The organism is Pedobacter frigiditerrae (genome assembly GCF_004331645.1).
Classification (GTDB): domain Bacteria; phylum Bacteroidota; class Bacteroidia; order Sphingobacteriales; family Sphingobacteriaceae; genus Pedobacter; species Pedobacter frigiditerrae.
Map to the genome: position 1 here is coordinate 996,598 of NZ_SJSK01000001.1, position 25,607 is coordinate 1,022,204.

Genomic DNA, 25,607 nt, shown 5'->3' on the forward strand with positions numbered 1-25,607 from the left:
GTTTATCTAAGTGCTATTTGGCTTTTCCCCATCACATATCCATCAGCATATAAAATAATTTCATAATTGCCTTTTATAAACTCTTTAGGGTTAGTCCAATCAATTTTGTAGATAGTTTCATCATCATTATATGAAAACTCAATAGCACTGCTGTATTGCATTTGCTGCCCATCAATTTCAAATAAGTTATTTTCATTAGCAATTAAATTTCCTGCAGGATCAAATACTCTTAAATATACTTTATGGTAATTTTTTTCTGCTAATGGATTAGCAACAATTGCAAAATTTATTGATAATTTATTAGCAGTGCTTGCTCTTGTAACCGAGATATTTTTACCACTGCTTTTAACTTTATAGGCCTCAATTTTTATGTTACTTGCCTTTAATGCAGCGCCAACCTTCACTTTTGCATTTAAATTCTCGTTTTCTCTTTCTAGAGTTTCGGCTTTTTCACTGTAATTATTTACAGATGTTCTTAAGCTGTCACGTTCGCTTTTTAAGTATAGATTTTCTTTTTCTAGTCTAACGATTTGATCATTATAGTTTTTAACAAATTCCCTAAGCTCTTCAATCTGTTTTTTGGCCTTGTCTAAGTCACCCTGAGTAAGTTGTCCTTTTTGCAATGCAGATTTAAGTTCTGCAATCTTATCTCTAGCTATTTTTTGTTCTTGCGTTAACTTATCGTTTAAGACAATATTTAATGAGTTTACTTTATCGAGTTCGGCCTCTATTTTTTCAACCTCTAAGTTTAGACGTTCTTTTTCTGTACTTACAGTTACAAATCGGCTACTTTGCTGCTTGTCTTTGATGTACAAATAGGCATTTATGCCTAATAAAGCTGTGATAACAATAACTAAGAAAACAACCTTATTTCTATCAACTTTATTTACAGGTTCTTGATCTTGCATAATGTGATTAAAATTCATTTACACCTAAGATATGAGCTAAATCTTAGTGCCTTTATTGTTTTAATGGACAGCTAACATAATATAAAAAAATGAAAATTGTAAAAATAGTAGCACTTTTGTATAAGATTAAAGCAAAAAATCGTTTACTACACTAAAGTTTTAAATATTAGCACTGTACTTTGAACACTACAAATCAATCCAAATATTCTTCTCGTAATATAAATTTAATGCATAAAAGCACTATTTGCACACTTTTACTCTTAATTGCTTTCCCATTTTTTTTAATCGCTCAAAACACTACAAAAATTGCTCCAAAACGCGAATTTAGAGGGGTTTGGGTAGCTTCTGTAAGTAATATAGACTGGCCTTCAAAACAAGGGTTAACTGCAGATCAACAAAAACAAGAGCTCATCGCCATATTAGAGCAACACAAAAAAAGTGGTTTAAATGCTGTAATGTTACAGATTAGGCCAACTGCTGATGCACTTTATGCAAAGTCTAGAGAGCTCTGGAGCCATTGGTTAATGGGCAAGCAAGGTTTAGCGCCTGCGCCTGGTTACGACCCGTTAGAATTCGCCATTAAAGAAGCTCATTTTAGAGGAATGGAACTTCATGCTTGGTTTAATCCATACAGAGCAACAATGACAGCTGCACAGCTAGTAAGCCCAGATCACATGGTGAAGAAACGACCTGAATTGTTTTATAACTACGGCGGACAAAAATTATTTGACCCAGGATTACCTGAAGTTAGAGAATATATTACACAGATTATTTTAGATGTGGTAAAAGGCTATGATATTGATGGGGTTCATTTCGATGATTACTTTTATCCATATCAAATAGCAGGTCAAAGAATTAGCGATAACGCAACCTTTTCAAAATATCGTAATGGTTTTACCAATATTAACGATTGGCGTAGGAACAATGTTGATTTATTAATTAAGATGGTAAACGATAGTGTTCATCATTACAAAAAGTATGTAAAATTTGGTGTTAGTCCATTTGGTATTTGGCGAAATTATAGAGAAGATACCTTAGGCTCAAAAACCAATGGTTTATCTAATTATGAAGAGCTTTATGCAGATTCTAGGAAGTGGATAAAAGAAGGTTGGGTAGATTACATTAACCCTCAAATTTATTTCACCTTTAATAGGTCTGCAGCTCCTTTTGGTGTATTGCTAGATTGGTGGGGCAATAATACTTTTGGCAGGCATTTGTACATTGGACAAGCTGCTTATTTAGTTAACACCGTGACACGGGTAGATCCCACTTGGATGAAATTGAACGAAGTGCCCAATCAGATTAGAGCAATGCGACAAAACAATAGGGTACAAGGAAGCATTTTTTTTAGCTCTAAATCCCTTTCTACTAATGCAAAATCTTTAACAGATTCTTTAAGAAATGATTTTTATAAATACCCAGCGTTGCCACCGCAAATGCCTTGGTTAGATGATGTAATGCCTAATCAACCTCAAACATTAATCGCAGACGCACTACCTGATGGAGTTAATTTAAAATGGACAAAGCCATTTGCTGCAAAAGATGGAGAAACAGCTTCGGGCTACGTAATTTATCGCTTTGTTGAAGGAGAAAAGATAAATGTGTTGGATCCTAAAAACATCTTGCATATCAGCTTTCAGGATTTTACTTTTTATTTAGATAGCAGTGTTGAAAAAGGAAAAAGATATAACTACTTAGTTACTGCTTTAGATAGGTTAAAAAACGAAAGTGAACCAAGTGGGCCAGTAGGGGTGCAAGCAAAATAAAAAAGGCTAGCCAAATTTGACTAGCCTTACTTTAAAAGAACGGTGCCTAATTGAAAATTGATGTAGGTAACGATGTTTGTACTTTAATTTTGCTTAATTGGGTCAACTTAGACGCATTGCTATAGTTGAATTGATAAACACCATCTTCTCCAGTTACAATTAATGATTTGGGGCCAGCAATTACATCAAAGCTCTTGATATTATCTAAATGTTGTAGGAGATTATTTCCAATTGCATTTTTGTCGGTAATATTAAAACTTTTTAAGCCGAACGTACCCTCACATAAGAATAAATTATTTCCACTTACGCTTAAGCCGTGCGGGTTTTTCATTGGGAAAACGGCCACTTGTTTAGGTTGTGTTGGGTCTTCTATATCAACTACCTCTAATTGATTAACGGCTTGTCTGCAGAAATTGCCGGTGCGCAAAGTTACGTAAGCATATTTCCCCTGTACTACTACTGGGTCGCAGGCAATTACATGGCTATAAGTAGATAGTTTTACTGGGTTGCTCGCATCAGTAGCATTAAAAATATGCATGCCATTATTAGTGCCTATAAAAAGTTTGTTCTCGTATGGAAAAATAGTCTCTACCCCCCAAGCTAAATTTATTGTCTTTACGAAAGTGGGATTTGATACAGTTCTTACATCAAACAAGCTTAAGTCTGCTTGCCCTACTGTATAAAGATACTGGTTCATTAAAGTAAACCTCGCCATAGAGCCACCCTGCCCTGATGAGCTATTAGTTGCACTTGATGAGGCATACATCGCCATATCTTTATTGTAATAAGTTTCCTTATTAATTAAAGTGTCTTTGTAAGTTACTACATACTTTTGTACTCCATTACCAGAAATATAGAACTGTTTAAAAACATCGTTTAATCTTTTTACTTGCTTAATATTTGTGATGTTCGATATGTCAAAAGCCAATAAATCTACATAACTGTCTGCATATAAGATATTGTTGCTAATGGCAAGGTCTACGTTGCCTGGTATTTGCAAAAAAGCCAAGTTCACAGGCTGGCTTGGGTTAACATTATTATAGATGTGGATGCCCTTGTTTGGTTCGTTAATGAAAAGCAAATCATTGTAAGCATAAATTTTCCCAGTTTTCCTAGTTTGGGTAGCCTTAGTAGGCCCCACAGGTAATGCCCTCATGGCGTCCACAGACATCACTTTTGCTATTTGGATAAGCTCTAATTTATAAGTGTTATTTTTTTTGCACTGAGTAAATGTCACAATAGTTAATACTGGGAGCAACCAGTTAAGTAATTTTTTTTTCATGGTTTGTTGGTTTTATTTATATTACGTAACAAACTGTTAAAACGCTACAATGAGGTTAAATAAAAAAGGACGCCTGTAATAGCATCCTTTTTGTGTGTTGATTTTGTTATTTTTCTGGTACAAGTACCAAACGAATGTAATTATCACCATTTAAATATTTTTGGGCTGCCGCTTTTGTACTGGCCACATCAACTGCATCCAATCTCTGCTTATCTCCCAATAATTGTTCAACGTTATCGCCATATTTTAAGCGATTAGATAGATACCCTAACCAAAATCCATTATCCCTTAAGCTTAGCTCTTCTTGTCTTGCTTCTTCAGATTTAAATTTCTTCAAATCATCAGCAGTTGCTCCATTTACTTTAAATGAATTTACCTCTTCTAAAGCGGCATTAATTAACTTATCAACGTTAGCTTTTGAGCAGTTAAATGAAATGGTGAAATAATAGTGAGCTGAAGGGTATTTTTGAACACTTAAATCTACACCAGGGCTATAGACACCACTTTCTTTTTCACGTAAACGCTCTAATATTTTAATTTCTAATGCGGCTTTTAAAGCGTCTAGCTGAATATTATTATCCGCATTGTAAACATAGTCATCATGAAACATCAATTGTACAGTTGCTTTATCTTCTAAGCCTTTGTAAACTGTTTTACTCACTTTTCCTTTTGGAGGATTGATGCCATTATCTACAAAATTCTCGTTTTTATTTAAAGCGGGTAAGCTTGCTAAATAAGTAGTAATAAAAGGTTTCAATTTCTCTACCTCGAAGTTACCAACGAATACAAAGGTTTGTCCGCTAGCATCAGCAAAACGCTCTTTATAAAAAGCATAAGCTTTATCTAAAGAAATTTTATCAATGTCCTGTAAAGTTGTTGGCATCCCACGTTTGTGGTAATTTGCCATAACAGCTTGTACAGTATCTGCATATACGCTTGTTGGACTACTATTTTTATTAGCGGTGATTACTTTAAAATCACTAATGTTCTTGTTAAAGATGTCAACGTCTTTGCGAGGATTGGTAGCACGAGCATATATTAATTGAAAAGCTGTTTCTAAATCTTTTGGCGATGAACTGCCAGAAAAACCTTGATATTCTGAGTCGATATAAGCCGAGGCATTTGCTGTTTTACCAGCTAAATATTTGGTTAATTGAGTTGGATTAAAATCCCCAACGCCACTTTGAGCAACCAGATTCGCATTTTCTGCAGATTGGAAATCATCATTACTTGCTAATGAAGAGCCACCTTTACCAAATGAAGTGAAAATTACTTGGTCATTTTTAAAATCGGTAGGTTTTAAAATCACTTTAATGCCATTGTTTAAAACCAAAGTAGTGATGCCAACTTTGTCATTTTTTGTTTCACTAACAATTTTTCCTGCTGTAGGCATTTGAGCAATGAGTGGTTTATTTACCGTATTGTCAACATAAGGAGTTACTCCATTGCCTGCTGTTTTAATAGCAGCAATTAACTGTGCTTCCGTTGGTAAATCTTTAGCATCTTTTTCTGGAGCCTGTACAACTATAATCTGGTTGTTTTTAGTTACTAAAGTTTTTGCCAAGGCATTAACTTCTGTTAAAGTTAAAGTGGTTAATATTTTTTTCGTTTCTGCGTATCTATAATCGGCAGAAGGAATACTACTTCCAGTTAAAAAATTCTCTAAATATTGTTGTACGTATACAGCAGACTTAGTTTTATCTTTTTCCTTGTATTGTTTTTCCATTCCCGCTTCAATTTTCTTTTTAACGGTTTCAAATTCGCCAGCAGTAAAACCAAATTTTGCCATACGCTCATTTTCTGCTAAAGCAGCTTTCAATGCTTTATCTAGACCAGCTGTAGTAGGCGAAACGGCAATGGTTGTTAAAGCGCTAATACCCCAAACCAAACCGCCTTGGTAGCTGCCATAGGTGCTTTGTGCAAATAAGAATGGTGCACCACCTTTTTGTGTCAGTTCTTGTATACGGCCAGCTAACATATTGTTAATCATAGATTGAATTAAGCTCTTTTTATAATCTGAATCAGTTTTAACAGATCCTTCGCGTTGTTTGTATATAACTTGAGCAACATTGTATGGTTGTTCTTTATCGGTTGCAATTTTAACTAAAGGCTGTGCATTATCTGGCAAGTCGTAATTAATTCTAGTTTTAGGAGATGCAGGATTCTTTAAATCAGAGAAGTTCTGTTTGATTAAGTTTTCTACTTCTTTAACATCGAAATCACCTACTGCAATTACCGACTGTAAGTTTGGGCGATACCAGTCTGCATAGAACGAACGAATTTTATCATGGGTAAAGCTGTTTAAAATCTCTACTTTACCTATCGGGATGCGTTTTGCATACTGAGAGTTTGCCAATAGAAATGGTAATAATTGATTGCTCATTCTTTGCTGAGCATTTTTACCGCGTTGACGATCTTCTTCAACAATTACACCTCTTTCATTATCAATTTCCTTTCCGTCCATGGTCACTTTTCCCGCCCAGTTGGCTAATATTTTAAAGCCAGTTTTAAAAACCTCGACACTGTCTGTAGGAATAGGTAACTGATAAACTGTTTGGTTAAAACCGGTATAGGCATTTAAATCTGCACCAAAACGCACGCCTGCTTTTTGCAGATAATTAATCATTTCATTTTTAGGAAAGTCCTTAGTTCCATTAAAAGCCATATGCTCCGTAAAGTGCGCTAGGCCTTGTTGTTCTTCATTCTCCATCAATGAACCTATTTTGTTAGCTAGATAAAGCTCTGCTCTTTTATTAGGTTCAGTGTTTTTGCGAATATAATAGGTTAACCCATTAGGTAATTTTCCAATAATAACATTTGGATCATTAGGAATTATCTTGCCGACAATCGGTTTTGTAGTGGCTTTAGCTATAGGAGCTTTTACAGTGGTTTTCTTTTGTTGTGCCAATACAGGTTGTATAAATAAACCTGAAGCTAGCGCATAAATTAGATAGTATTTTTTCATAAATAGTTTTAATTGTTTGATAGGTTAGATGTTAAATGAAATAATATGTTTCACTAAACTTTAATAATTATGTTTTTCTTGTACATGATCCAAAGTATTACATAAAAAAACAAGATAAATGTAATTGCATAAGCTAACGATGCATTTATTGGAGAAAAATAAGGTGGAAAAAATGTCTGATAAAACCAACTTAAAGCGCCAGCTTCATCGCCATTTGCTTGTTTGATTTTTATCATGTTTAGCAAACGCGGCATCAAGCCGGATACAAAAAACACTGTAATTGCATTTACACCATAAACCACAAAGGGTTTTGTAAAACGATTATAGTTATTTACATCAATTATCCAATAAGACAGCGCTAAGACGATAGTTGCCAATCCGCCAGTATATAAAACATAAGAACTGGTCCATAATGCTTTGTTAATGGGAAATTCTAGGTCCCAAAGCAAGCCAGCCAATACAGAAACAGTACCTACGGAGAATAGCCAAGCAATTTTTTTGGCTGGGTCTACGTCTTTTCTTTTCAGGTAAACGCCAACCAAAATGCCAAATAAGCCAGTTGCTATTGCAGGTAAAGTGCTTAAAATTCCTTCTGGATCCCAAGTTTTGGATGACTTCCATAAATGCGCTTCCGTTAAAATTGTACGATCTAACCAAGCCCCTAGGTTGGTTTCTTTTTCTAGGTTTGCATACCCAACTCCTGGCACAGGAACAAATATCATTAAAGCCCAATAAGTGATAAGAATGATAATAATTGCCCTAAAAATATTCTTTTCAGAAAGTTTTAAGAATAAAATTGAAGAGATAAAAAATACTACTCCAATTCTTTGCAAAACACCAGGAATTCGGACATGTTTAATCGCTTCTATAAAATCAAAATCACTAAATTTTCGGGGAAATATGGATAGAAATATCCCTAGACCAAAAAGAATCAACCCTCTTTTTAATGCTTTTAAAATGGTTTTGTTATGACTTGATGGATCTAGTTTTTTGCTGCCCATGGCATAAGCTATAGACACACCAACTATAAAAAGAAAGAAAGGGAAAACAAGGTCGGTTGGTGTGCAACCATTCCACTCTGCGTGTTCGAGTGGAGCATAAATATGGCCCCAACTACCTGGGTTATTAACCAAAATCATTGTGGCAACAGTAAGGCCACGGAAAAAATCGAGCGATAATAACCGCCGAGGTTTTAGTTCCATTTTGTCAATTTAAAATTATCCTCTATGTCCTTTATACGCTGTAAAGAATTAAGAACTAATATAGAGGATAATTTTAAATGTTTTTCTAAAAGAACTATTAGTTATTAGAATTTAAATCTCACAAAAGCCTCCATAGCCTCGTAGTCAGCCAGGCCCAAATTATCATAAGATTTAGCAGTTTCCCTGTTTCTATCTTCAGCTCTTTGCCAAAACTCTCTAGCATCGTCACCTGGGAAAACCGCTCTATCTTTTTGAGATTGATGTTTGAAAATGGCGAATTTTTTACGTTCAACCTCTTGTGGACTAAGGGGAACTGCCATCTCGATTTCGTGTGTTTCAAATTCTAACCAAGCACCTCTATACATCCATAGCCAACAATCCTTAACCCAGCTTTCGGTTTTGTCTAATCTTCTTAATGCTTCAATTATGATGTTAAAACAAACAATATGAGTGCCGTGTGGATCTTCAAAATCGCCCGCAGCAAAAACTTGTTCTGGTTTTATTTTTTGAAGTAATTCCATAGTTAATAGTACATCCGCTTCTGTAACAGGATTTTTTACATTTTTACCGCTTTCGTAAAATGGTAACGCCATAAAATGGATATGATCATCATCTAATCCGCAATAACGAGCGCCAGCAATTGCTTCTCCTTTTCTAATCAAACCTTTAACGGTTTGTATTTCTGGAATGTCAACTTGATTTGGTTTCTTTTGCTCTATAAATTGACGCATTTTTGCATAGGTATCCCTCATCTGAGGCTGAGGCATTCCCATTTTTTCAGAGAAATCAATGTTGAATTCTACGAAACGTAATGCATCATCATCCCATACAGCTGTATTTCCAGAAGTCTGATATGCAACATGTACATCATGTTTTTGATCTACCAAACGAATGAATGTTCCACCCATGGAAATTACATCATCATCAGGATGTGGAGAGAAAATGATTACTCTTTTTTTAGCAGGTTCAGCTCTTTCTGGTCGCTGACTGTCATCTGCATTAGGTTTTCCTCCTGGCCAACCAGTGATAGTATGTTGTAATTTATTAAAAATGTGGATGTTAATATTGTAAACCGGTCCTTTTTCTAAGGCCAGTTGAGCCATTCCATTATTGTTAAAATCGTCTTCAGTTAGTTTTAGAATTGGCTTGTTTAGCTTGTTAGCTAACCAAATAACGGCTTTTCTAGATAAAGACTCTGTCCAAATACAATCTTTAACTAACCATGGTGTATCAAATCTTGTTAATAACGAAGCTGCTTCTTCATCTAAGATAAACTCAACGTTATCGGATAATTGTAAGTAGGTTGCAGGAACATCACTAGACATCTCACCTTCAACAGCTTTTTTAATAATTGATGCTTTTTTTCTGTTCCAAGCCATCAAAACAATTTCTCTTGCTTTGAAAATGGTGCCAATTCCCATTGTTATGGCTTTTGTTGGTACAAAAGACTTTCCTCCGAAATCTCTTGCCGCGTCTCTCCGGGTAAGGTCGTCTAATGTTACTAAACGAGTACCCGAGTTTGGCGCAGATCCTGGCTCATTAAAACCAATGTGGCCAGTACGGCCAATACCTAAAATTTGCATATCTAAGCCGCCATATTCACCAATTTTGTTCTCATACGCTAAACAAAAGGCAGGGATGTCCTCTAGCTTTAATGTGCCATCTGGTATATGTACATTGTTTTTATCAATGTCAATATGGTCAAATAAATTTTCATTCATAAACGAAACGTAACTCTGTGCAGCGGTTGCCTGCATAGGGTAGTATTCATCTAGATTAAAAGTAATTACATTCTTAAAGCTTAAGCCCTCTTCTTGATGTAGTCGGACCAATTCTGCATAAACAGCAATTGGGGTTGCACCGGTAGCTAAACCAAGTACAGCATTTAAATTTTTTGCTTGTTTTTCTTTAATAATGCTCGCAATACGATGCGCTACATTGATAGAAGCTTCCTTAGGATTTTTGAAAACAGTAACTGGGAGTTTTTCGAACCTCGTCTCTTCTAATAGATTTAATCGTGCCATTAATCTGTTATTATTTAGTGAACGGAGCGGTAAATATAGAGAGTAATGCACAATTTTCACCAAAGGTTAATTACTTTTATTGCAAGTATTTTTAAAGATAGCGTTAGCGTATCAAATCAAACGTTTGTTTAATTGTAAATAAAATTTTATGAATAATTCCATTCAAAAGCTCTATTCCATTGCTAATAAAAATGAGCGATTAATTATCGGATTGATGTCGGGAACTTCTATGGATGGACTTGACATTGCCCTTTGTTGCTGTAAAGATCATGGCAGCCAAACACAGGTAGAGTTATTGAACTTTATCACTATGCCTTATCAGGATGATTTTAGGGCCGATGTTAAAAGTATATTTTCTAGGAGAGATGCAGATTTACAGAAAGTGTGCTTATTAAATGAATGGATTGGACTTACACATGCAAATTTGATTTTGGAAGCTTTAAAGAAATGGAATGTCTCAGCAGAGGAAGTTGACATGATAGCTAGCCATGGACAAACGATATTCCATGCGCCTAAATCTTTACATCAACTCGATAACTATCCAAATGCCACTTTACAAATAGGAGATGGTGATCATATTGCGGTTAAAACGGGTATCATTACCATTTCAGACTTTAGGCAGAAGCATTTGGCAGCAGGTGGAGAAGGAGCTCCATTGGCTGTTTATGGAGATTATTTGATTTTTAGCAAAACAGGAGAAGATAGGATCATGCTAAATATTGGGGGTATTGCCAATTTTACATTTTTACCTGGAGATAGGGATGCATCCAGAGTCTTTTCAACAGATGTTGGGCCTGGGAATACATTAATGGACCATTTCATTCAGCAAAATTATCCTGGCGAATATTATGATCAAGATGGGAAGATAGCAAAATCAGGTAATTTGAATTCCGACTTGCTTAATGCATTGTTAAAAAATGATTTCTTCTCAATTGATTTTCCTAAAACAACAGGGCCAGAACTATTTAGTTTGACCTATTTAATGCAAGCACAAGAGCTAAGTAATACAATAGATTTAGCTAAGGAAGATGTGCTTGCTACGCTTTGTCATTTCTCAGCAAAAGGAATAATCAATGCAATCATGAGAACAATTGATTCATCGGCCATACCAAAAATATTCATGAGTGGTGGTGGTATGCACAACCCTTTGTTGGTAGCGCTTTTAAAAGAAGCTTTGCCCAATGCCATTTTTAGTACTACTGATGAATTGGAAATTAATCCAGATGCCAAGGAAGCTGTTCTTTTCGCTTTGTTGGCTAATGAAACCCTGGCTGGAAACCCAATAAATTTTGGTGAACGTGAAGGTGTGCCTTCTGTTTGCATGGGTAAAATAAGCTTGCCTTAGCAATGCTCGGCGGTAATTTCAAATAGCCTATGCTGCATGTTTTATTAGCTTAGCTTGTAACATCAACGTCTGAGTTCAAGCTTTCCAAGGATACCTACAGTTTTTAATCCTCAACATTCTTTCCTCCCAAGCTATGGAAAAGCGTTGTTAAGGAACAGTTGACCATTTAAACGTAGTTAACAAGTATTTAATTCGGATATACCAGGGGCAATGGCCCTATTATATCCCTGTAAGATCCCTGCTAAGTCCCTGTTAAACCCCTGTTAGAGTATAGCGATACTGATAAGCCTACTACTGCGGTATTCATTGGTTAGTTAATTAATGTTAGTTTGTTTATAAAAATGTTTAGTGGTTAAACAAACATTTTTTACATCTTTAATAGATTTTTCAAAGCAGTTAATGGCATGAAAAATAAACTAATCAGCTTTGGCTGTAATTCTAACCATTTAAATTTTTAAGTATGACGAGATTTTACACGTTACGCTGTTCAAAACTCCTTTTTTTGTTTTTAACGCCAACCTTTATCCTGCTGCTGTTCTCTTCAGCAAGTGCACAAACGAATCGTTATGTAATTAGTGGTAAAGTGATAGAGGAATCCACTAAAGCCCCAATTCCTGGCGCAGGTGTTAAAGTACAAGGCACTACCTTTGCGATAGCTGCTAACAGTGATGGTACTTATTCTCTAGTTGCTAACCTTGCGCCTGGAACTTATCAGCTTGCAGCCACTTATATTGGTTATAAAACGATTACTAAACAAATTACTTTGGGCAGTAACAACAATGTGTCCGCTGATTTTTCTTTAGCTCAAGATGCAATGGGCTTAGACGAAGTTATTGTAACGGGTACTTCTCAAGGTACCACAAGGAAGCAATTGGGAAGTTATGTAAGTACGGTTAAAGGAGATGATTTAAATAAAGCGCCAAGTGGTAATGCCTTAGCTTCTTTACAAGGTAAAACGCCTGGTGCTCAAATTAGCCAAAATTCTGGTGATCCAGCAGGAGGTATATCTGTAAGGTTAAGGGGAGTTAGTTCTGTAAACTCTTCTTCAGAGCCTTTATATATTATTGATGGCGTAATTGTGAATAATGCTACCACCAGGGTTACCAACACCTCTTCTAACTATGATGGAGGGAACTTTATAGGTAACATTGGTCAGAATAGAATGGTAGATATTAACCCTGCAGATATTGACCGAATTGAAGTGTTAAATGGTGCTGCGGCAGCTGCAATTTATGGCTCGAGAGCAAATGCAGGGGTAATTCAAATTTTTACAAAAAGAGGGAAATCAGGAGCTACACAGGTTAATTTTAATACAAGTTTAACGATTAGCGAATTACGCAAACAGATAGATGTAAATCAATCTCCTACTAAATTTGGAGGCTCTGTAGATTTGGTTACTCAAGATGTTTTATCTCCTGCGTTAACAACTACAACTCCTGTAACTAGGTATAATTATCAAGATTATATTTTTCATACAGGTGTAGGTACTGATAATGCTGTAACTGTTGCTGGAGGAAATGAGAATACTAAGTTTTATACTTCTGCTGGTTATTTTTCTAACCAAGGTATTATACAAAATACAGATTTTAAACGCATTAACTTCAGAGCAAACCTTGATCAAGTAATTAATAAATGGGCTAAAATGACTGCTGGGTTTAACTATATCCACAGTAATGCTAATGAAAAGCCAGATGGGAACTCGTTCTTCTCACCTATGAACTCTGTAACCATTTTAGGTAATTTCCATGATATTTTTACGAGAGACGCACTGGGCAATTTAAAAGCTGTTGGTGAGCGTGGTCGTGTAAATCCAGTATCTGTAATTGAAGACATTAAACAACGCCAATTTACCAATCGTGTTATTGCAAATGCTGGATTAAAACTAACTCCAGTTAAAAACTTAACTATAGATTACACAATGGGTTTGGATAACTCAATCCAAAATGGAACTACTTATATTCCTCCTTTTGCTTATAATGTAAGTACAGGTTTTTATGGAGGTGGTCCAACCTTAGATCCGTCATTAAATGGTTATGCAAGTGCGGCTAACGCAACCACAACTTTATTTAATAATGAATTAAACTTTACTTATGATACAAAAATATCTGAAGTACTAAGTTCTACTACGCAACTCGGAGGTTCTTATCAGTATCAAAAAGATTTATATAGTTTAACAAACGGACGTGGCTTGGCTCCATTTGTACAAGTAGTAAATGGCGCTAGTACAATGTTAACAGGTGCAGACAGTAGATCTGAGTTTTCTATTAGCGGTGCATATTTACAACAGAATTTTAAATATAAAGATCACTTGTTTTTAACTGGAGCAATTAGGGTAGATCAGTCTACCGTATTTGGTGAAGACAATAGAACACAATTCTATCCAAAAGCAAATGTGAGTTATGTTTTATCATCTGCAGAATATTGGAAAGATCTTGGGGTGTCTTCATGGTGGAATACATTTAAGATAAGGGCTGCTTATGGCCAATCGGGTAACTTAACGGGTATTGGTGCATATGACCGATTTAATGTTTATTTGCCAAATGCGTTAAACAGTAAAACTACGCTTACCTCAAGGTCTGTTTTAGCAAATACGGATGTAGTGCCGGAGCGTCAAGAAGAGCTAGAGATTGGTACAGACATGTCGTTTTTTAACAATAGATTAGGTTTAACCTTTAGCTATTATAACAAAACCGTATCGGATTTACTTTTGGAAGTTTCTGTTGCTCCTACTACGGGATTCTCTAGTTTGTTAGATAATATTAGTGGTACGCTTAAAAACAAAGGTGTTGAACTAATGCTTACTGGTGTGCCTATTAAATCACAAGATTTTACGTGGACATCAACTTTAATTTACAACAGAAACAGGAACAAAATTATTGGCTCTGGTGCACGACAAACATTTTCTACAAATCCCGGAGCACCTGTATCTATTATAGATGGTTATCCGATAGGTGTATTTTATGGAACATATTTCGAGAGAAATTCTGACGGAAATATAGTTACAAACGCTGCAGGAATTCCTTTAACAGCTGGTCAAGCGGCAGGTAACGTGCAACGTAAGGTTATTGGAGATCCTAATCCTGATTACACGGGCTCATTTGTAAATGAATTTACCTTTAAGAAATTAAGTTTACGTGTGCAACTAGATGCAGTACAAGGAGGCGATGTATGGAATGCAGATTGGAGAACAAGACAAGGGGTAGGTAATGGAAAGATAGCAGAGGCAGAGCAAAGGGGGCAATTACCTCGAGGTTATGTTGCTGGAGTTTATAATGTTGAAGAATGGCGCATAGACGATGGATCTTTCGTAAAACTGAGGGAAATTTCTTTAAGTTATAATATCGGACACGTAAAATTCATCAAGAATTTAGCTGTTAATTTAAGTGGTAGGAACTTATTCTCTTGGGATAATTATAAAGGTTATGATCCAGAATTAAACTCTGGTGGCCAATCTACTCTTTTAAGAAATATTGATTTCGGTCCAGTACCTATTCCTAGAACTTTCTCTTTAGGCTTGCAAGCAAAATTCTAATTTAAAAACCCTTTTTATGAAAAATTTAAAATCAAAATATATAGGTTATACATTTCTCTTTACGGCAATCACATTTTCGGTTGCCTGTAACAAAGAGTATTTAAACCCAAATGCAGCAACGGCTGATGATGTATTAACCTCTGCAAAAGGATTAACGGGAGTAACAGTTGGCCTGCAAAAAAGTTACTCTACTACAAGGCCTAGCGTACTTTATGCATCTATTACGTTAAATGGATTAACCACCAATGAATTGATATCTATCAATACTGGTAATACAAATGAAGAAAGATTAGTTGCTGGTGGCGTACAAGTTGATGGGTCAAATACCATATTAGGTAACGTTTGGACTGGTGCCAATAAAATAATTTACGATGCTGACAATGTAATTAACAATGCTGCGGCGTTGCCAGATAAAAACTATGCCGCTGGCTTAATTGCTCATGCAAGTATCTTTAAGGCCTTGGCATTAGGTAATTTGTCAGAGTTTTGGGAGAATGTTCCGGCGAGTACGGGAAAAAACGTTCAATTTGTTACCAGGATTGAAGGTTACAATAAGGCAATTGCCACTATTGATAATGCAATAGCTGTGATTGCTGCAAATCCAATTAGCACTTCATTTTCAGGCAATATTCCGGGAGGAATTGATATTGTAAATACACTGAATGCATTGAAAGCCCGTTATGCTTTGTTCGCCGGCAACTATGCGTTGGCACTAACCGCTGCAAATGCAGTAGATTTAACCAAAAAATCTACCTTTACATACGATGCATTAAACCTTAACCCGCTTTTTGAAATTGCCACCTCTACAAATAACGTCATACAGCCTAAAAATCTAAATTTAGGTCAAACAGGTGTAAATGTGCCAGATGCTGGTGATTTAAGAATACCGTTTTACACAACTGTAAATACTACTGTTCGTATCAATGGTTTTGGTGTAGGAACCTTTACTCAAATTCCTGTCTATTTACCAGGTGAAATCACCTTGATCAAAGCGGAGGCCTATGCACGTCAAGCTACTCCCAATTTATCAAGCTCATTAACGGAGCTTAATAAGATAGTAACGAAAACAGCAGCAACTGACCCATTCGGTCTAGGGGCTGCTTTACCAATGTTAACTGGACCATATACACAGCAACAGTTATTAGATTTGATTTACAAGCATCGTTGTATTGAGCTATTTATGTCTGGCTTAAAATTAGATGACATGAGGCGTTTTAATCAGCCTTTGGCGGATCGGAAAAGAAATTTCTTCCCATATCCGTTTCAAGAACGAGATAATAACCCTAATACACCAGCAAATCCGACGTTTTAAAAATAAGAAAGGGGAGCGAAAGTTCCCCTTTTCTGTTTATAGGATTTTAAGATTTTTGATTTGATAGTTCACTAATTTTTCGTCGGTAGAATCGAGCTCGGTAATTAAATAGGTGATGTTCTCTAAAGCAGCAACCTTAAGCCTTAAGGAGATATTTAATTTTTCTGAAATACATAGAACTGCAGATTTCCTTGAAGAACTCATCATTGTTTTTTTCAATTGATTAATCTCCCAATCTGTATCAGTTAATCCATTTGTTGGGTGTATGGCACTGGTGCCTAGCAAACATAAATCTGCATTAATTTCTGAAAGCTGGCTTATTACGTGGCCTCCATAAGTAATTTGCGAATTCTTCGAAAATAGTCCTCCAATTAGGATTACTTCAACTTTTCTGTACTTTGCTAATTCAACTGCAACTAATGGGCTTATTGTGAAAAAAGTTGCATGTAGGTTCTCAGGTAGTTGTTTAACCAGTTCAATAATGGTTGTCCCGCCCCCTGTCAAAACTACCATGCCATCTTTAATTAACTTCGTAGTTTTTTTAGCAATATTTATTTTAGCCTCTTTTGCGTAAACAGAACTATCATCAAAAGTAGAATGGTAAGATTTAGAAAGTGCACCGCCATGAACTTTATACAAAAGATTGTCATCAGCCATTTCTTGCAAATCCCTTCTAATTGTATCTTCCGAAACATTTAATAATTGCACAAGATCTGATGTTAAAACCCTGTTATGCAGGTTAATTTGCTTCATGACGAAGTCATGTCTTTCTTTTTTTAGCATAAAAAATAGCTTTTAGGAATATACAATTATAAAATTAAAAATTATATGCGGTTTTTTGCGGGTTTCTGCAATATTAATTTGTTATAGCTGTTAATTTTTGTTAAAATAATTCTTTTAATAGTGAAAAACATTTATGATATTTACTTAACTATTAATAAAATGCGCATTTGTGCGTGTTTTGCAAGAACAAAACAATCAACAAACAAAACTTATTTTTTAACCAAAACCATGTTTATGAAAAAAAAATTACTCATGCTGTTTTTGGGCATTTTTCTAACGGCTATCCAAGCGATGGCTCAACAGGTAACTGTTACTGGAAAAATAACTTCTGCAGAAGATGGATTGCCCATTCCAGGTGCTTCTGTAAAAATTAAAGGTACAGCCATTGCTGTTCAAACAAGTACAACAGGAACTTACTCGATTAAAACGAAAGCGGGAGATGTACTGCAGTTCGTTTATTTGGGTTTGTTAACTCAGGAAAGAACGGTAGGTTCAAATACTGTAATTAATGTGGATTTGCTTTCTGACACAAACAAATTAAACGAGGTAATTGTTACGGCACAAGGTATTGAACGTACCAAGAGGTCTTTAGGGTATGATGCTCAATCGGTAAAAGGAGCAGAAATAGCACAAACTCAACGAGAAAATTTCATTAATGGATTGCAGGGTCGTGTAGCTGGTTTAACTATTACGCCAACCAATGGTACCCCAGGTGCGTCCTCATCTATTATTATTCGTGGTGCGATTTCCCTAGATGGAGATAATCAGCCGCTTTTTGTTGTTGATGGTTTGCCAATTTCAAACAATACTTTCGATGAGTATAAGTTAGTTGGAACTGGAAGTATCAACAGAAACAATGATTATGGCAATAGGGCGATGGACATTAATCCTGAAGAAATTGAATCTATAACCATTTTAAAAGGACCAGAAGCTGCTGCTCTTTATGGTACGCAAGGGGCTTCAGGTGCAGTGGTAATTACTACCAAAAAAGCGAAAGCTGGAAAAGCAACGGTAAGTTACAGCAACAATTTCAGGCTTACTGAAGTTTATCGATATCCAGATATTCAAACCGTCTATGGTGGTGGTGCAGGAGGTATTTTTGACGAAGAAATTAGAACCAGAACTTATTTTGGAGCTAAGTATCCTGATAGATTTCAACGTTATGATAATTTAGGCGCATTCTATCAAACTGGATTTGCACAAAGGCACAATGCTTCTGTTGATGGTGGTACCGAAGCACTATCGTTTAGAGCAGGTGTAAGTTATGTAAAAGAAAATGGTGTAATTGAAGGCACAGGTTTAACAAGTTTAAATGCGAAACTAAGTGGTAGAGCTGTGATTAGCCCAAAGCTCACATTAGACGCTTCATTTAATATGATTACCAACAAAACAGATAAAACATATAAAGGTGCAAATAGTCCTATGTTTAGTGTGCTAACTTGGCCAGTTGTTGATGATATTAGAAATATTTATACCTCAACTGGAGCAAGAAGAACTATTACTGGTAGCTTAGGTGGGGAGTTGGATAATCCAATATGGGCGATGCAAAATAATCCAAACTGGGATAAAACGGGGCGTATAATTGGTAACTTCTCTTTGACATATAAACCATTAAACTGGTTAACAATGGTTGCAAGAGCGGGTGCGGATGTATATACTTTGCAAGGCTTGGGTGCTTATCATCCCGAATCATATAGTGCAAATTTCGCTTCAAACACAAATGTTGGAGGAGGAATAAATACATTTTCTGAAAACGTCTATTTATATAATGGAAACTTTGTTGCGACAGCTAGAAAGACATTCGGTAAATTCAAACCAACTTTATCAATTGGTTATGATGTAAACGATAAAAGGGACCAAACTACTGCTCAATTTGGCACTAGGTTTTACCAAGCTGATTTTTATAGTATAAATAATACAGATCCCACTACTCAACGTGTTCAATATTCAGATGTCTATACACGTAGAAGCGGTGTGTTTGCTCAAACTGAATTAAACTATGATGATTTAGTATATTTAACCCTAACAGGGCGTCAGGATTTTTCTTCTACATTAAACCCAGGTGGAGATATCGCATTTTTCTATCCAGCAACTGCACTAAGCTTTGTCTTCTCTGACCTTCCTGTTTTTAAAAAAATGAGCTGGTTATCTGAAGGTAAATTGAGAGCCTCTTGGGGAAGAAGTGGTAAAGATCCACGACAAGCTTATGTAAAGGCAACTCGATTAATTGCGCAAACCACTACTGGAGGGGGGTTTGCCGCTGACGTAACTTTAGGTAATCCTAATTTAAAAGCGGAGTTTACAGAAACTACAGATATTGGTATCGACTTGGCATTTTTGAAAAATAGACTATCATTTAATTTTTCTTATTACAAAACGACAAGTGACGGTCAGATTACCGCACCTCGTTTAAGTTACGCTACAGGAGCCATTTTAGCTTATATCAATAGCGGAAAAATTGAAAATAAAGGGTTTGAATTAACGGTATTGGGTACTCCAATTAAAAACAATAATTTCGCTTGGGATGTAAAAGCTAATTTTACTAGAGCACGAGGTAAGTTGATTTCTTTACCTGGTGGTCAAGAGACTTTTTACTTATCTGACAGTTGGTTCGCAGGTAATACAAGAAAGCAATATTTTGTAGGTCAGTCAACCTCTGCGATGGCAGGAACTCAATATTTAACAAATAATAAAGGTGAGTTATTAATTAGTCCAGTTAGCGGTATGCCAATTGCAGATGTAAATTACACATCAATTGGAGATGCTGCCCCAGACCTTGGTGTGGGTATTAACAATACATTCACCTATAAAAACTTCAGTATGTCGTTTTTATTAGACCTACGCGCTGGTGGCGACATATACAACGGAACTGAAGCATATTTATATGCAAGAGGTATGTCGGTTTTATCTCTAGATCGTGAAACACCACGTATCATTAAAGGGGTAATGAGAGACGGCTTAGAAAACAGTGATACGCCAACACCAAATAATATCGTGGTTATTCCATACATCTCTACAGGCTACTACACAAACCTTAATGTTAAAGATTTTATGGAGAAAGATATCAATTGGATCAGACTGAAAGACGTGACTTTACGATATAACTTACCAAAAAAGTTGTTTGAAGGAAGCAAGACATTTAAAAGAGCAAGTGTGTTCGTTACTGGAACAGACCTTTTACTTACGACCAATTATAAAGGCGTAGACCCATCTGTAAATGGTTTAAGTGCAGCCTCAGGTGGTACAGGAGGTATAGGCATTGATTACGGCTCATTCGGATTGCCAAGAACATATACCATGGGTTTAAGTGTTGGATTTTAAATTTAAAAAACGATGAAAAAAATATTTTTAATATTAATCGCATTTGCTATTACATTCTCAGGATGTAAGAAGTATTTTGATATTAATACCGATCCAGCTACACCGCAGGATCCGGATAGTAAAACATTAACACCTCCTTTGTTTGCACAAATGGAGCGTGGTATACAATTCGATGCACGATATCTTGGTGGACTTGTGCAGTATTTTGGTGGTGCTGTAAATGTTGGTGAAACACATGGCTGGTTAGTAAATAGTGATGCTATGGGTGAAATTTGGCGTACAAATTACTACGGATTAGGAGCAAACTTGAATTTGATCATTCAAGATAGTGAAAAGAAACAAGAATATAATTATGTAGGTTTAGCACAAGCTTTAAAAGCTTGGGGATGGCAAATAACTACGGATTATCATGGAGATATCATCTTGAAACAAGCTTATGAGCCAAATCGTTTTGTGTTCGACTACGATCCACAACAGGATGTATATGCTGAAGTGGTAAGGTTGGCTAACGAATCAATTAAAAGCTTTAGTAGGACAGATGGTACAGGTACACCAGCGAAAATGGCAGGGTATGATTTAGCCTATAATGGTGATGCAGCCAAATGGATTAAATTTAACTATGGTTTGTTAGCTAGAAACGCAAATAACTTGATTAACAAAACAACTTATAATGCAGATAAGGTAATTGAGTACGCAGATAAGGCATTAGCAAGCAACGCAGATAACTTTATCGTGCCAAATACAGGTAGTACGGCTGTAAATGGAAACTTTTTTGGTCCCCTAAGAGCCAACTTAGGCGCTTATCGCCAAACAAGAATAATAGTTGGTTTGTTAGATGGCACCTACTTTACTGGCACTGCTGGTGCAGTAGTGGATCCTCGTAGAAATAATATGATTACTGCTTCAGTAGATCTTGTTTTTAGAGGTACTAATCCCGGTTCAGTTGATGGGGGTACAGTTGCAGGTAAAAATCAAATTCCAAATGTTTTTGGGGTTTTAGGTGGGGTAACTCCCGCTGCAGGGCAAGGAAAATATTTATTTAAGGATAATGCGGGTTTTCCTATCATGACTTTTGCTGAGATGCAATTTATCAAAGCTGAAGCAGCCTTTAGATCTGGTAAATTAGAAATGGCGCTTGCTGCCTATCAAAATGGTATTTCAGCAAGCATCGACTTCGTAAGTGCTTTAGGTACAGTGATAACTCCTGCTGAAAAAACTGCTTATATGACCAGTGCGTCAGTAAGACAAACTGCTGCAACGCTTACTTTGAAAGATATCATGTTGCAAAAATACCTTGCGTTATATGGATATGGCTTTGTGGAAACTTGGTGCGATTTGCGTAAATATCATTACAATGTTGGAGATTCAAATGGGAATAATCCATATCTGAATGCTTATGTATTCCCCGGATCATTTTTTGTGGATAATGGTGGAAAACCAGCTCAACGTTATCGCCCAAGATACAATTCAGAATATCTTTGGAATGTTGCAGCATTGAAAAAAATTGGTGCAGATAAAAATGATTATCATACAGTTAAAATGTGGTTTTCTGAACCTTAACTCTTAATTAAAGAAAGATGAAAAAAATAATATATCTCATTTTTGCTTGTGTAGCTATACTCAGCGCATGCAAAAAAGGAAAATTTGTTGAAAATACAGAATATGAACGACTTGGTGTAGCTGATCCGAAGTATACCTATTTGAAATTCTTGAATGTAACTCCAAGTAGTCCAACAATTAATTTTTACATTGATGGTGCGAAATTTACATCAGGCCAGTCTACTTCTGGTGTTGAAAACGCAGGTTATAATTACACTACTGCTACGAGTTTATACCCTGATTTTGGGTATGCAGTTACTGCTCCAGGTTCTCGTAAGTTAACAGCTAAAATTATCCCTTCGGTAACAGTAGATCCATCATTAGAGGTGTTAAATACAACTATTACGCCAGCTGCAGGTAAATATTATACGATATTTACATCTGGTGTATACAGCACTACTAATAAATCAGTTGGTCCTGTATTAGTTGTTGAAGATGTTAGGCCTGCGCTAGATACTTCTAAAGTTTTTGTAAGAGTGATTAATTTATACAATGGAGGCCCTAATGTTGATCTGATAAGAAATTCTACAGGTACAAAATTAGTGAGCAATCTTCCCTATGGTGCGGCATCACCTTTCGCAGAAATTGGTAGTCCGGGTGTTGGTGTTGCGCCTGCTGTTTTGTACACCCTAAATAATGCAGCTACAAATACGGCTTTAGCAAGCAATGTATCTTACAGTTTTACAAAAGGTAGGGCATATACGATTTTCCTTAAAGGAATTTTAGGTAATGCAACTTTCCCGCTCACCTTAACTAACTATACTACATTTTATTATTAAGGATAAAAATCCTAATTAAACCAAGTCAATTTGACTTGGTTTTTTTGTATCTTAACTTCCTGAAATGAAAAGAATCCTTGTTTTTTTATTTTTAGGGTTTAGTGCAATAACACTTCAAGCCGCAACTTTTACAGTTACCTCTAATGCTGATGCTGGAGCAGGCACGCTTAGAGAAGCTATTACCTTAGCAAATGCAAATGGAACAACCACTAAAGACTATATTCATTTCAATATTATCGGTACAGCAAGAACTGATGTAAGTATCTCCTTAGAAAACGAGTTACCTATTTTAACTAGCAATATTGTTATTGATGGTACCACACAGGTTTTAAATTTATTAGGCAATCCAAATATTAAAATAGCGTTAGTTAGGGCTGGTTCTACTTTTTTTAGCGGCTTAAGGTTGGATAACGCAAGTGCTGTAGAAATTTATGGCATTAGTTTTAGTAATTTTAGATCTGATCCACTTGGCGCTGTAGACGAAAAAAAAGCAGCGATTTTCCTATATAATTCCAAAGATGTAATTATTGGTGCTCCTTTAAAGCAGAATTGTTTCAGTAACAGTTATGCGGGTATATTATCTCCATTTGTAATCCCTCGTTTTGATAATGTCAATATTAAAATTTCCTCAAATATTCTTGGTTTGAGCGAAGATGGTATGACGGCCCAACCAAATGAATCTGCTATTGATGTTAGTTTTTTAAATAACAGTACAATTGGTGGCGATACTCAAGTAGAAGGTAATTTACTTGGGTCAAATACAAGAGCGGGAATTGCTGTTGCAGGTGCTACAAATGATATAAAAATAAGCTATAATAAGATAGGTTTAAATATTAATAACTCACAAGTTATTTCTTCGGCAGCTAGAGGTGTAATGGTAAATGGAGAATCAGCTATGCCATTGATAAAGAATAACATAATAGTGGGACAGTTACTAGGGTTATATTTGGATTATGCAAATGGCGGGTTCAAAGTTGAAGGTAACTCAATAGGTACTGGTCCAATTGGAACAGAAAACTATGGTAACACAACTGGCATACACGTAAGGTTTTGCAATAAAGGCGTAATAGGCGGGAATTCGACAACTGATGGAAATTCAATTGCCTATAATAAAACGGGGGTATTAATTGAAATTGCCTATCCCATCTCTATGTATAAAAATAGTTTCTATTGTAATACAGAGGCTGTACTTTTTAAAAATTTGTCAGACCCAACCAAGATTGTAAAAGCAAGAATCACCACTATTACATCCAATAAAATAAGTGGGACATATTTGCCTAATGCTACAGTTGAGCTTTTTTATGCAGGATCTTGCCTAGATTGTCAAGGTAAAACATGGCTTGCAACGGTTGTGGCAGATGCAAATGGAGCTTGGAGTTACAATGGGCCTATAACTGGTCAGGTTACCAGTATGGGTACCAATACCGACGGTGCATCCTCATCATTTTCTAAGCCTGATATTGATGATGCATTCAGGAGGGTTTTACCAAGCGTATGCGGACAAGCGAATGGAAGTATAACTTTAATGCGGGCCTATGATTATACATCTTTAGCCTGGTATAATTCTAATGGAGACATAGTTGGCACTGATTTAACGTTAATAAATGTGCCCGCTGGCAATTATTATTTAAAAGTGGGTCAAAATGGTGGTTGTGATATTATATCAGCGACTTATAATGTGCCAACTAGCGCCATCCTCATCAATGAAACTGCAAAAAAAATAGTGGATGCGAATTGTACTTCGTCAAATGGTAGCATCAAAGGGATAACCGTTTCAAACAATATGCCCAAGACATGGTATAATGCTGCAGCGCAAATCGTAAGTACAAGCAATGATTTATTAGATATGCCAATTGGCAACTACTATTTTACAGTAGGCACTGGAAGTTGCTTAGTGAAATCGGCAACTTATGTTATTCAAAATGGGGCCACTACTTATGAGCTTAGAGATTTTGTGATTACCGAAGCAAGCTGTGGTAGACCTACAGGTAGCATTAAAATAACAGGTTATAGTACCTCCACTGATTATACATTTAAATGGTTTGATAGTGATGGTAAAGTAATGGGTACATCATTAGCAGTAAGTAATTTGTTCAAAGGCAATTACAAGTTAATGGCGTACAACATAAATACTTGTTCAAATTTAGTTGGAGAGTTTATAGTCCCTGAAGCGAAGATGCCAATGATAAATTTTGATTCCATGCAAAAGTTTCTTAGCTGTGATGGTAAATCAGTGAGTACGACTGGTTTGAGTATCGATGGATCTACGAGCCCATATACTTTCAAATGGACCGACGAAAATGGCAATATAGTTTCTGATCAATTGAATTTTAAAGGGATATCAATAGGAAGATATCAATTAATGGTTACAGATAAATACGGGTGTATAAGTGGTACAGCTCCGATAGATTTTACCTTAATTAAGAATAGCGCTTTAAGTTTTGCCAATTCCATTACCCCAAACGGAGATGGTATTAATGATGTTTGGGAAATAAAAGGGGCTCAGAGTTATCCTGATGGTGATTTCAGTGTTTTTAATAGAAATGGGAATAGGGTTTTTTATTCAAAAGGTTATTCAAAACCTTTTGACGGACTAAATAAGGGCAATATTTTGCCCGTTGGCACCTACTATTATATTATAGACTTAAAGACAGACTGTGGTAATATGAGTGGGAGCTTAACCATTTTAAGATAATCGTCAACGCCAATTTCTCCTAGTAAATTCTTTCTGCATACCTTTTAAGGCCCATCATACTTTTGATGTTGGACAGTGCTTTATCGGTGTTGCT

General features: G+C 36.0%; 14 protein-coding genes. 8 read left to right on the forward strand and 6 right to left on the reverse strand.

The window, feature by feature from the left end; all coding sequences use genetic code 11:
• Nucleotides 1-2: 2 nt before the first annotated feature.
• Nucleotides 3-926: a hypothetical protein gene (locus EZ428_RS04325; protein ID WP_225870992.1), complete on the reverse strand. Its 924-nt coding sequence runs from the start codon at nucleotides 924-926 to the stop codon at nucleotides 3-5.
• Nucleotides 927-1,135: 209 nt separating this feature from the next.
• Here EZ428_RS04325 and EZ428_RS04330 point away from each other — a divergent pair, with 209 nt between their 5' ends.
• Entirely contained in the window at nucleotides 1,136-2,674 is a 1,539-nt protein-coding gene (locus EZ428_RS04330; protein WP_131551872.1) for a glycoside hydrolase family 10 protein, read from the forward strand.
• A gap of 46 nt (nucleotides 2,675-2,720) precedes the next feature.
• Here EZ428_RS04330 and EZ428_RS04335 read toward each other — a convergent pair whose 3' ends face one another.
• The 4 genes from EZ428_RS04335 to nagB form a co-directional block, all read right to left on the reverse strand.
• Complete coding sequence (locus EZ428_RS04335; protein ID WP_131551873.1) at nucleotides 2,721-3,956, reverse strand: LVIVD repeat-containing protein; 1,236 nt, start codon at nucleotides 3,954-3,956, stop codon at nucleotides 2,721-2,723.
• Nucleotides 3,957-4,062: 106 nt separating this feature from the next.
• Nucleotides 4,063-6,921 carry a M16 family metallopeptidase gene (locus EZ428_RS04340; protein ID WP_131551874.1) on the reverse strand — a complete coding sequence of 953 codons (2,859 nt, stop codon included), beginning with the start codon at nucleotides 6,919-6,921 and terminating at the stop codon, nucleotides 4,063-4,065.
• A gap of 53 nt (nucleotides 6,922-6,974) precedes the next feature.
• Nucleotides 6,975-8,123 (reverse strand): acyltransferase family protein, encoded by a 1,149-nt coding sequence (locus tag EZ428_RS04345; protein WP_131551875.1) that lies wholly within the window; start codon nucleotides 8,121-8,123, stop codon nucleotides 6,975-6,977.
• Between the two features lie 104 nt (nucleotides 8,124-8,227).
• Complete coding sequence (nagB, locus tag EZ428_RS04350) at nucleotides 8,228-10,147, reverse strand: glucosamine-6-phosphate deaminase (RefSeq protein ID WP_131551876.1); 1,920 nt, start codon at nucleotides 10,145-10,147, stop codon at nucleotides 8,228-8,230.
• 148 nt (nucleotides 10,148-10,295) lie between these two features.
• Here nagB and EZ428_RS04355 point away from each other — a divergent pair, with 148 nt between their 5' ends.
• The 3 genes from EZ428_RS04355 to EZ428_RS04365 all read left to right on the forward strand — a co-directional run bounded on the left by EZ428_RS04355 (nucleotide 10,296) and on the right by EZ428_RS04365 (nucleotide 16,336).
• Nucleotides 10,296-11,492: an anhydro-N-acetylmuramic acid kinase gene (locus tag EZ428_RS04355; RefSeq protein WP_131551877.1), complete on the forward strand. Its 1,197-nt coding sequence runs from the start codon at nucleotides 10,296-10,298 to the stop codon at nucleotides 11,490-11,492.
• 460 nt (nucleotides 11,493-11,952) lie between these two features.
• Nucleotides 11,953-15,024 (forward strand): SusC/RagA family TonB-linked outer membrane protein, encoded by a 3,072-nt coding sequence (locus EZ428_RS04360; protein ID WP_131551878.1) that lies wholly within the window; start codon nucleotides 11,953-11,955, stop codon nucleotides 15,022-15,024.
• A 16-nt stretch (nucleotides 15,025-15,040) separates the two neighbouring features.
• Nucleotides 15,041-16,336 carry a RagB/SusD family nutrient uptake outer membrane protein gene (locus EZ428_RS04365; protein WP_131551879.1) on the forward strand — a complete coding sequence of 432 codons (1,296 nt, stop codon included), beginning with the start codon at nucleotides 15,041-15,043 and terminating at the stop codon, nucleotides 16,334-16,336.
• 36 nt (nucleotides 16,337-16,372) lie between these two features.
• Here the strand turns inward: EZ428_RS04365 and EZ428_RS04370 are convergent, their stop codons facing one another.
• A complete protein-coding gene (locus tag EZ428_RS04370) occupies nucleotides 16,373-17,119 on the reverse strand; it encodes a DeoR/GlpR family DNA-binding transcription regulator (RefSeq protein WP_131551880.1) in 747 nt (248 codons plus the stop codon).
• Between the two features lie 234 nt (nucleotides 17,120-17,353).
• On the opposite strand from EZ428_RS04370, the gene EZ428_RS04375 reads away from it, so the two are divergent.
• The 4 genes from EZ428_RS04375 to EZ428_RS04390 all read left to right on the forward strand — a co-directional run bounded on the left by EZ428_RS04375 (nucleotide 17,354) and on the right by EZ428_RS04390 (nucleotide 25,513).
• Complete coding sequence (locus EZ428_RS04375) at nucleotides 17,354-20,440, forward strand: SusC/RagA family TonB-linked outer membrane protein (protein ID WP_165501702.1); 3,087 nt, start codon at nucleotides 17,354-17,356, stop codon at nucleotides 20,438-20,440.
• Nucleotides 20,441-20,452: 12 nt separating this feature from the next.
• Nucleotides 20,453-22,000, forward strand: coding sequence for a SusD/RagB family nutrient-binding outer membrane lipoprotein (locus EZ428_RS04380; RefSeq protein ID WP_131551882.1), 1,548 nt, complete (start codon nucleotides 20,453-20,455; stop codon nucleotides 21,998-22,000).
• A gap of 17 nt (nucleotides 22,001-22,017) precedes the next feature.
• Nucleotides 22,018-22,818, forward strand: coding sequence for a DUF4397 domain-containing protein (locus tag EZ428_RS04385; protein ID WP_131551883.1), 801 nt, complete (start codon nucleotides 22,018-22,020; stop codon nucleotides 22,816-22,818).
• Between the two features lie 64 nt (nucleotides 22,819-22,882).
• Nucleotides 22,883-25,513, forward strand: a complete 2,631-nt coding sequence (locus EZ428_RS04390; RefSeq protein ID WP_131551884.1) for a gliding motility-associated C-terminal domain-containing protein — start codon at nucleotides 22,883-22,885, stop codon at nucleotides 25,511-25,513.
• The last annotated feature ends 94 nt before the right edge of the window (nucleotides 25,514-25,607 follow it).

Excerpts from the sequence above, each read along its gene's own strand:
- EZ428_RS04365 (WP_131551879.1), top strand. The coding sequence starts at position 15,041 with ATGAAAAATTTAAAATCAAAATATATAGGTTATACATTTCTCTTTACG.
- EZ428_RS04355 (WP_131551877.1), top strand. The coding sequence starts at position 10,296 with ATGAATAATTCCATTCAAAAGCTCTATTCCATTGCTAATAAAAATGAG.
- EZ428_RS04380 (WP_131551882.1), top strand. The coding sequence starts at position 20,453 with ATGAAAAAAATATTTTTAATATTAATCGCATTTGCTATTACATTCTCA.
- EZ428_RS04325 (WP_225870992.1), bottom strand. The coding sequence starts at position 926 with ATGAATTTTAATCACATTATGCAAGATCAAGAACCTGTAAATAAAGTT.
- EZ428_RS04390 (WP_131551884.1), top strand. The coding sequence starts at position 22,883 with ATGAAAAGAATCCTTGTTTTTTTATTTTTAGGGTTTAGTGCAATAACA.
- EZ428_RS04375 (WP_165501702.1), top strand. The coding sequence starts at position 17,354 with ATGAAAAAAAAATTACTCATGCTGTTTTTGGGCATTTTTCTAACGGCT.
- EZ428_RS04330 (WP_131551872.1), top strand. The coding sequence starts at position 1,136 with ATGCATAAAAGCACTATTTGCACACTTTTACTCTTAATTGCTTTCCCA.
- nagB (WP_131551876.1), bottom strand. The coding sequence starts at position 10,147 with ATGGCACGATTAAATCTATTAGAAGAGACGAGGTTCGAAAAACTCCCA.
- EZ428_RS04335 (WP_131551873.1), bottom strand. The coding sequence starts at position 3,956 with ATGAAAAAAAAATTACTTAACTGGTTGCTCCCAGTATTAACTATTGTG.
- EZ428_RS04370 (WP_131551880.1), bottom strand. The coding sequence starts at position 17,119 with ATGCTAAAAAAAGAAAGACATGACTTCGTCATGAAGCAAATTAACCTG.
- EZ428_RS04345 (WP_131551875.1), bottom strand. The coding sequence starts at position 8,123 with ATGGAACTAAAACCTCGGCGGTTATTATCGCTCGATTTTTTCCGTGGC.
- EZ428_RS04340 (WP_131551874.1), bottom strand. The coding sequence starts at position 6,921 with ATGAAAAAATACTATCTAATTTATGCGCTAGCTTCAGGTTTATTTATA.
- EZ428_RS04360 (WP_131551878.1), top strand. The coding sequence starts at position 11,953 with ATGACGAGATTTTACACGTTACGCTGTTCAAAACTCCTTTTTTTGTTT.
- EZ428_RS04385 (WP_131551883.1), top strand. The coding sequence starts at position 22,018 with ATGAAAAAAATAATATATCTCATTTTTGCTTGTGTAGCTATACTCAGC.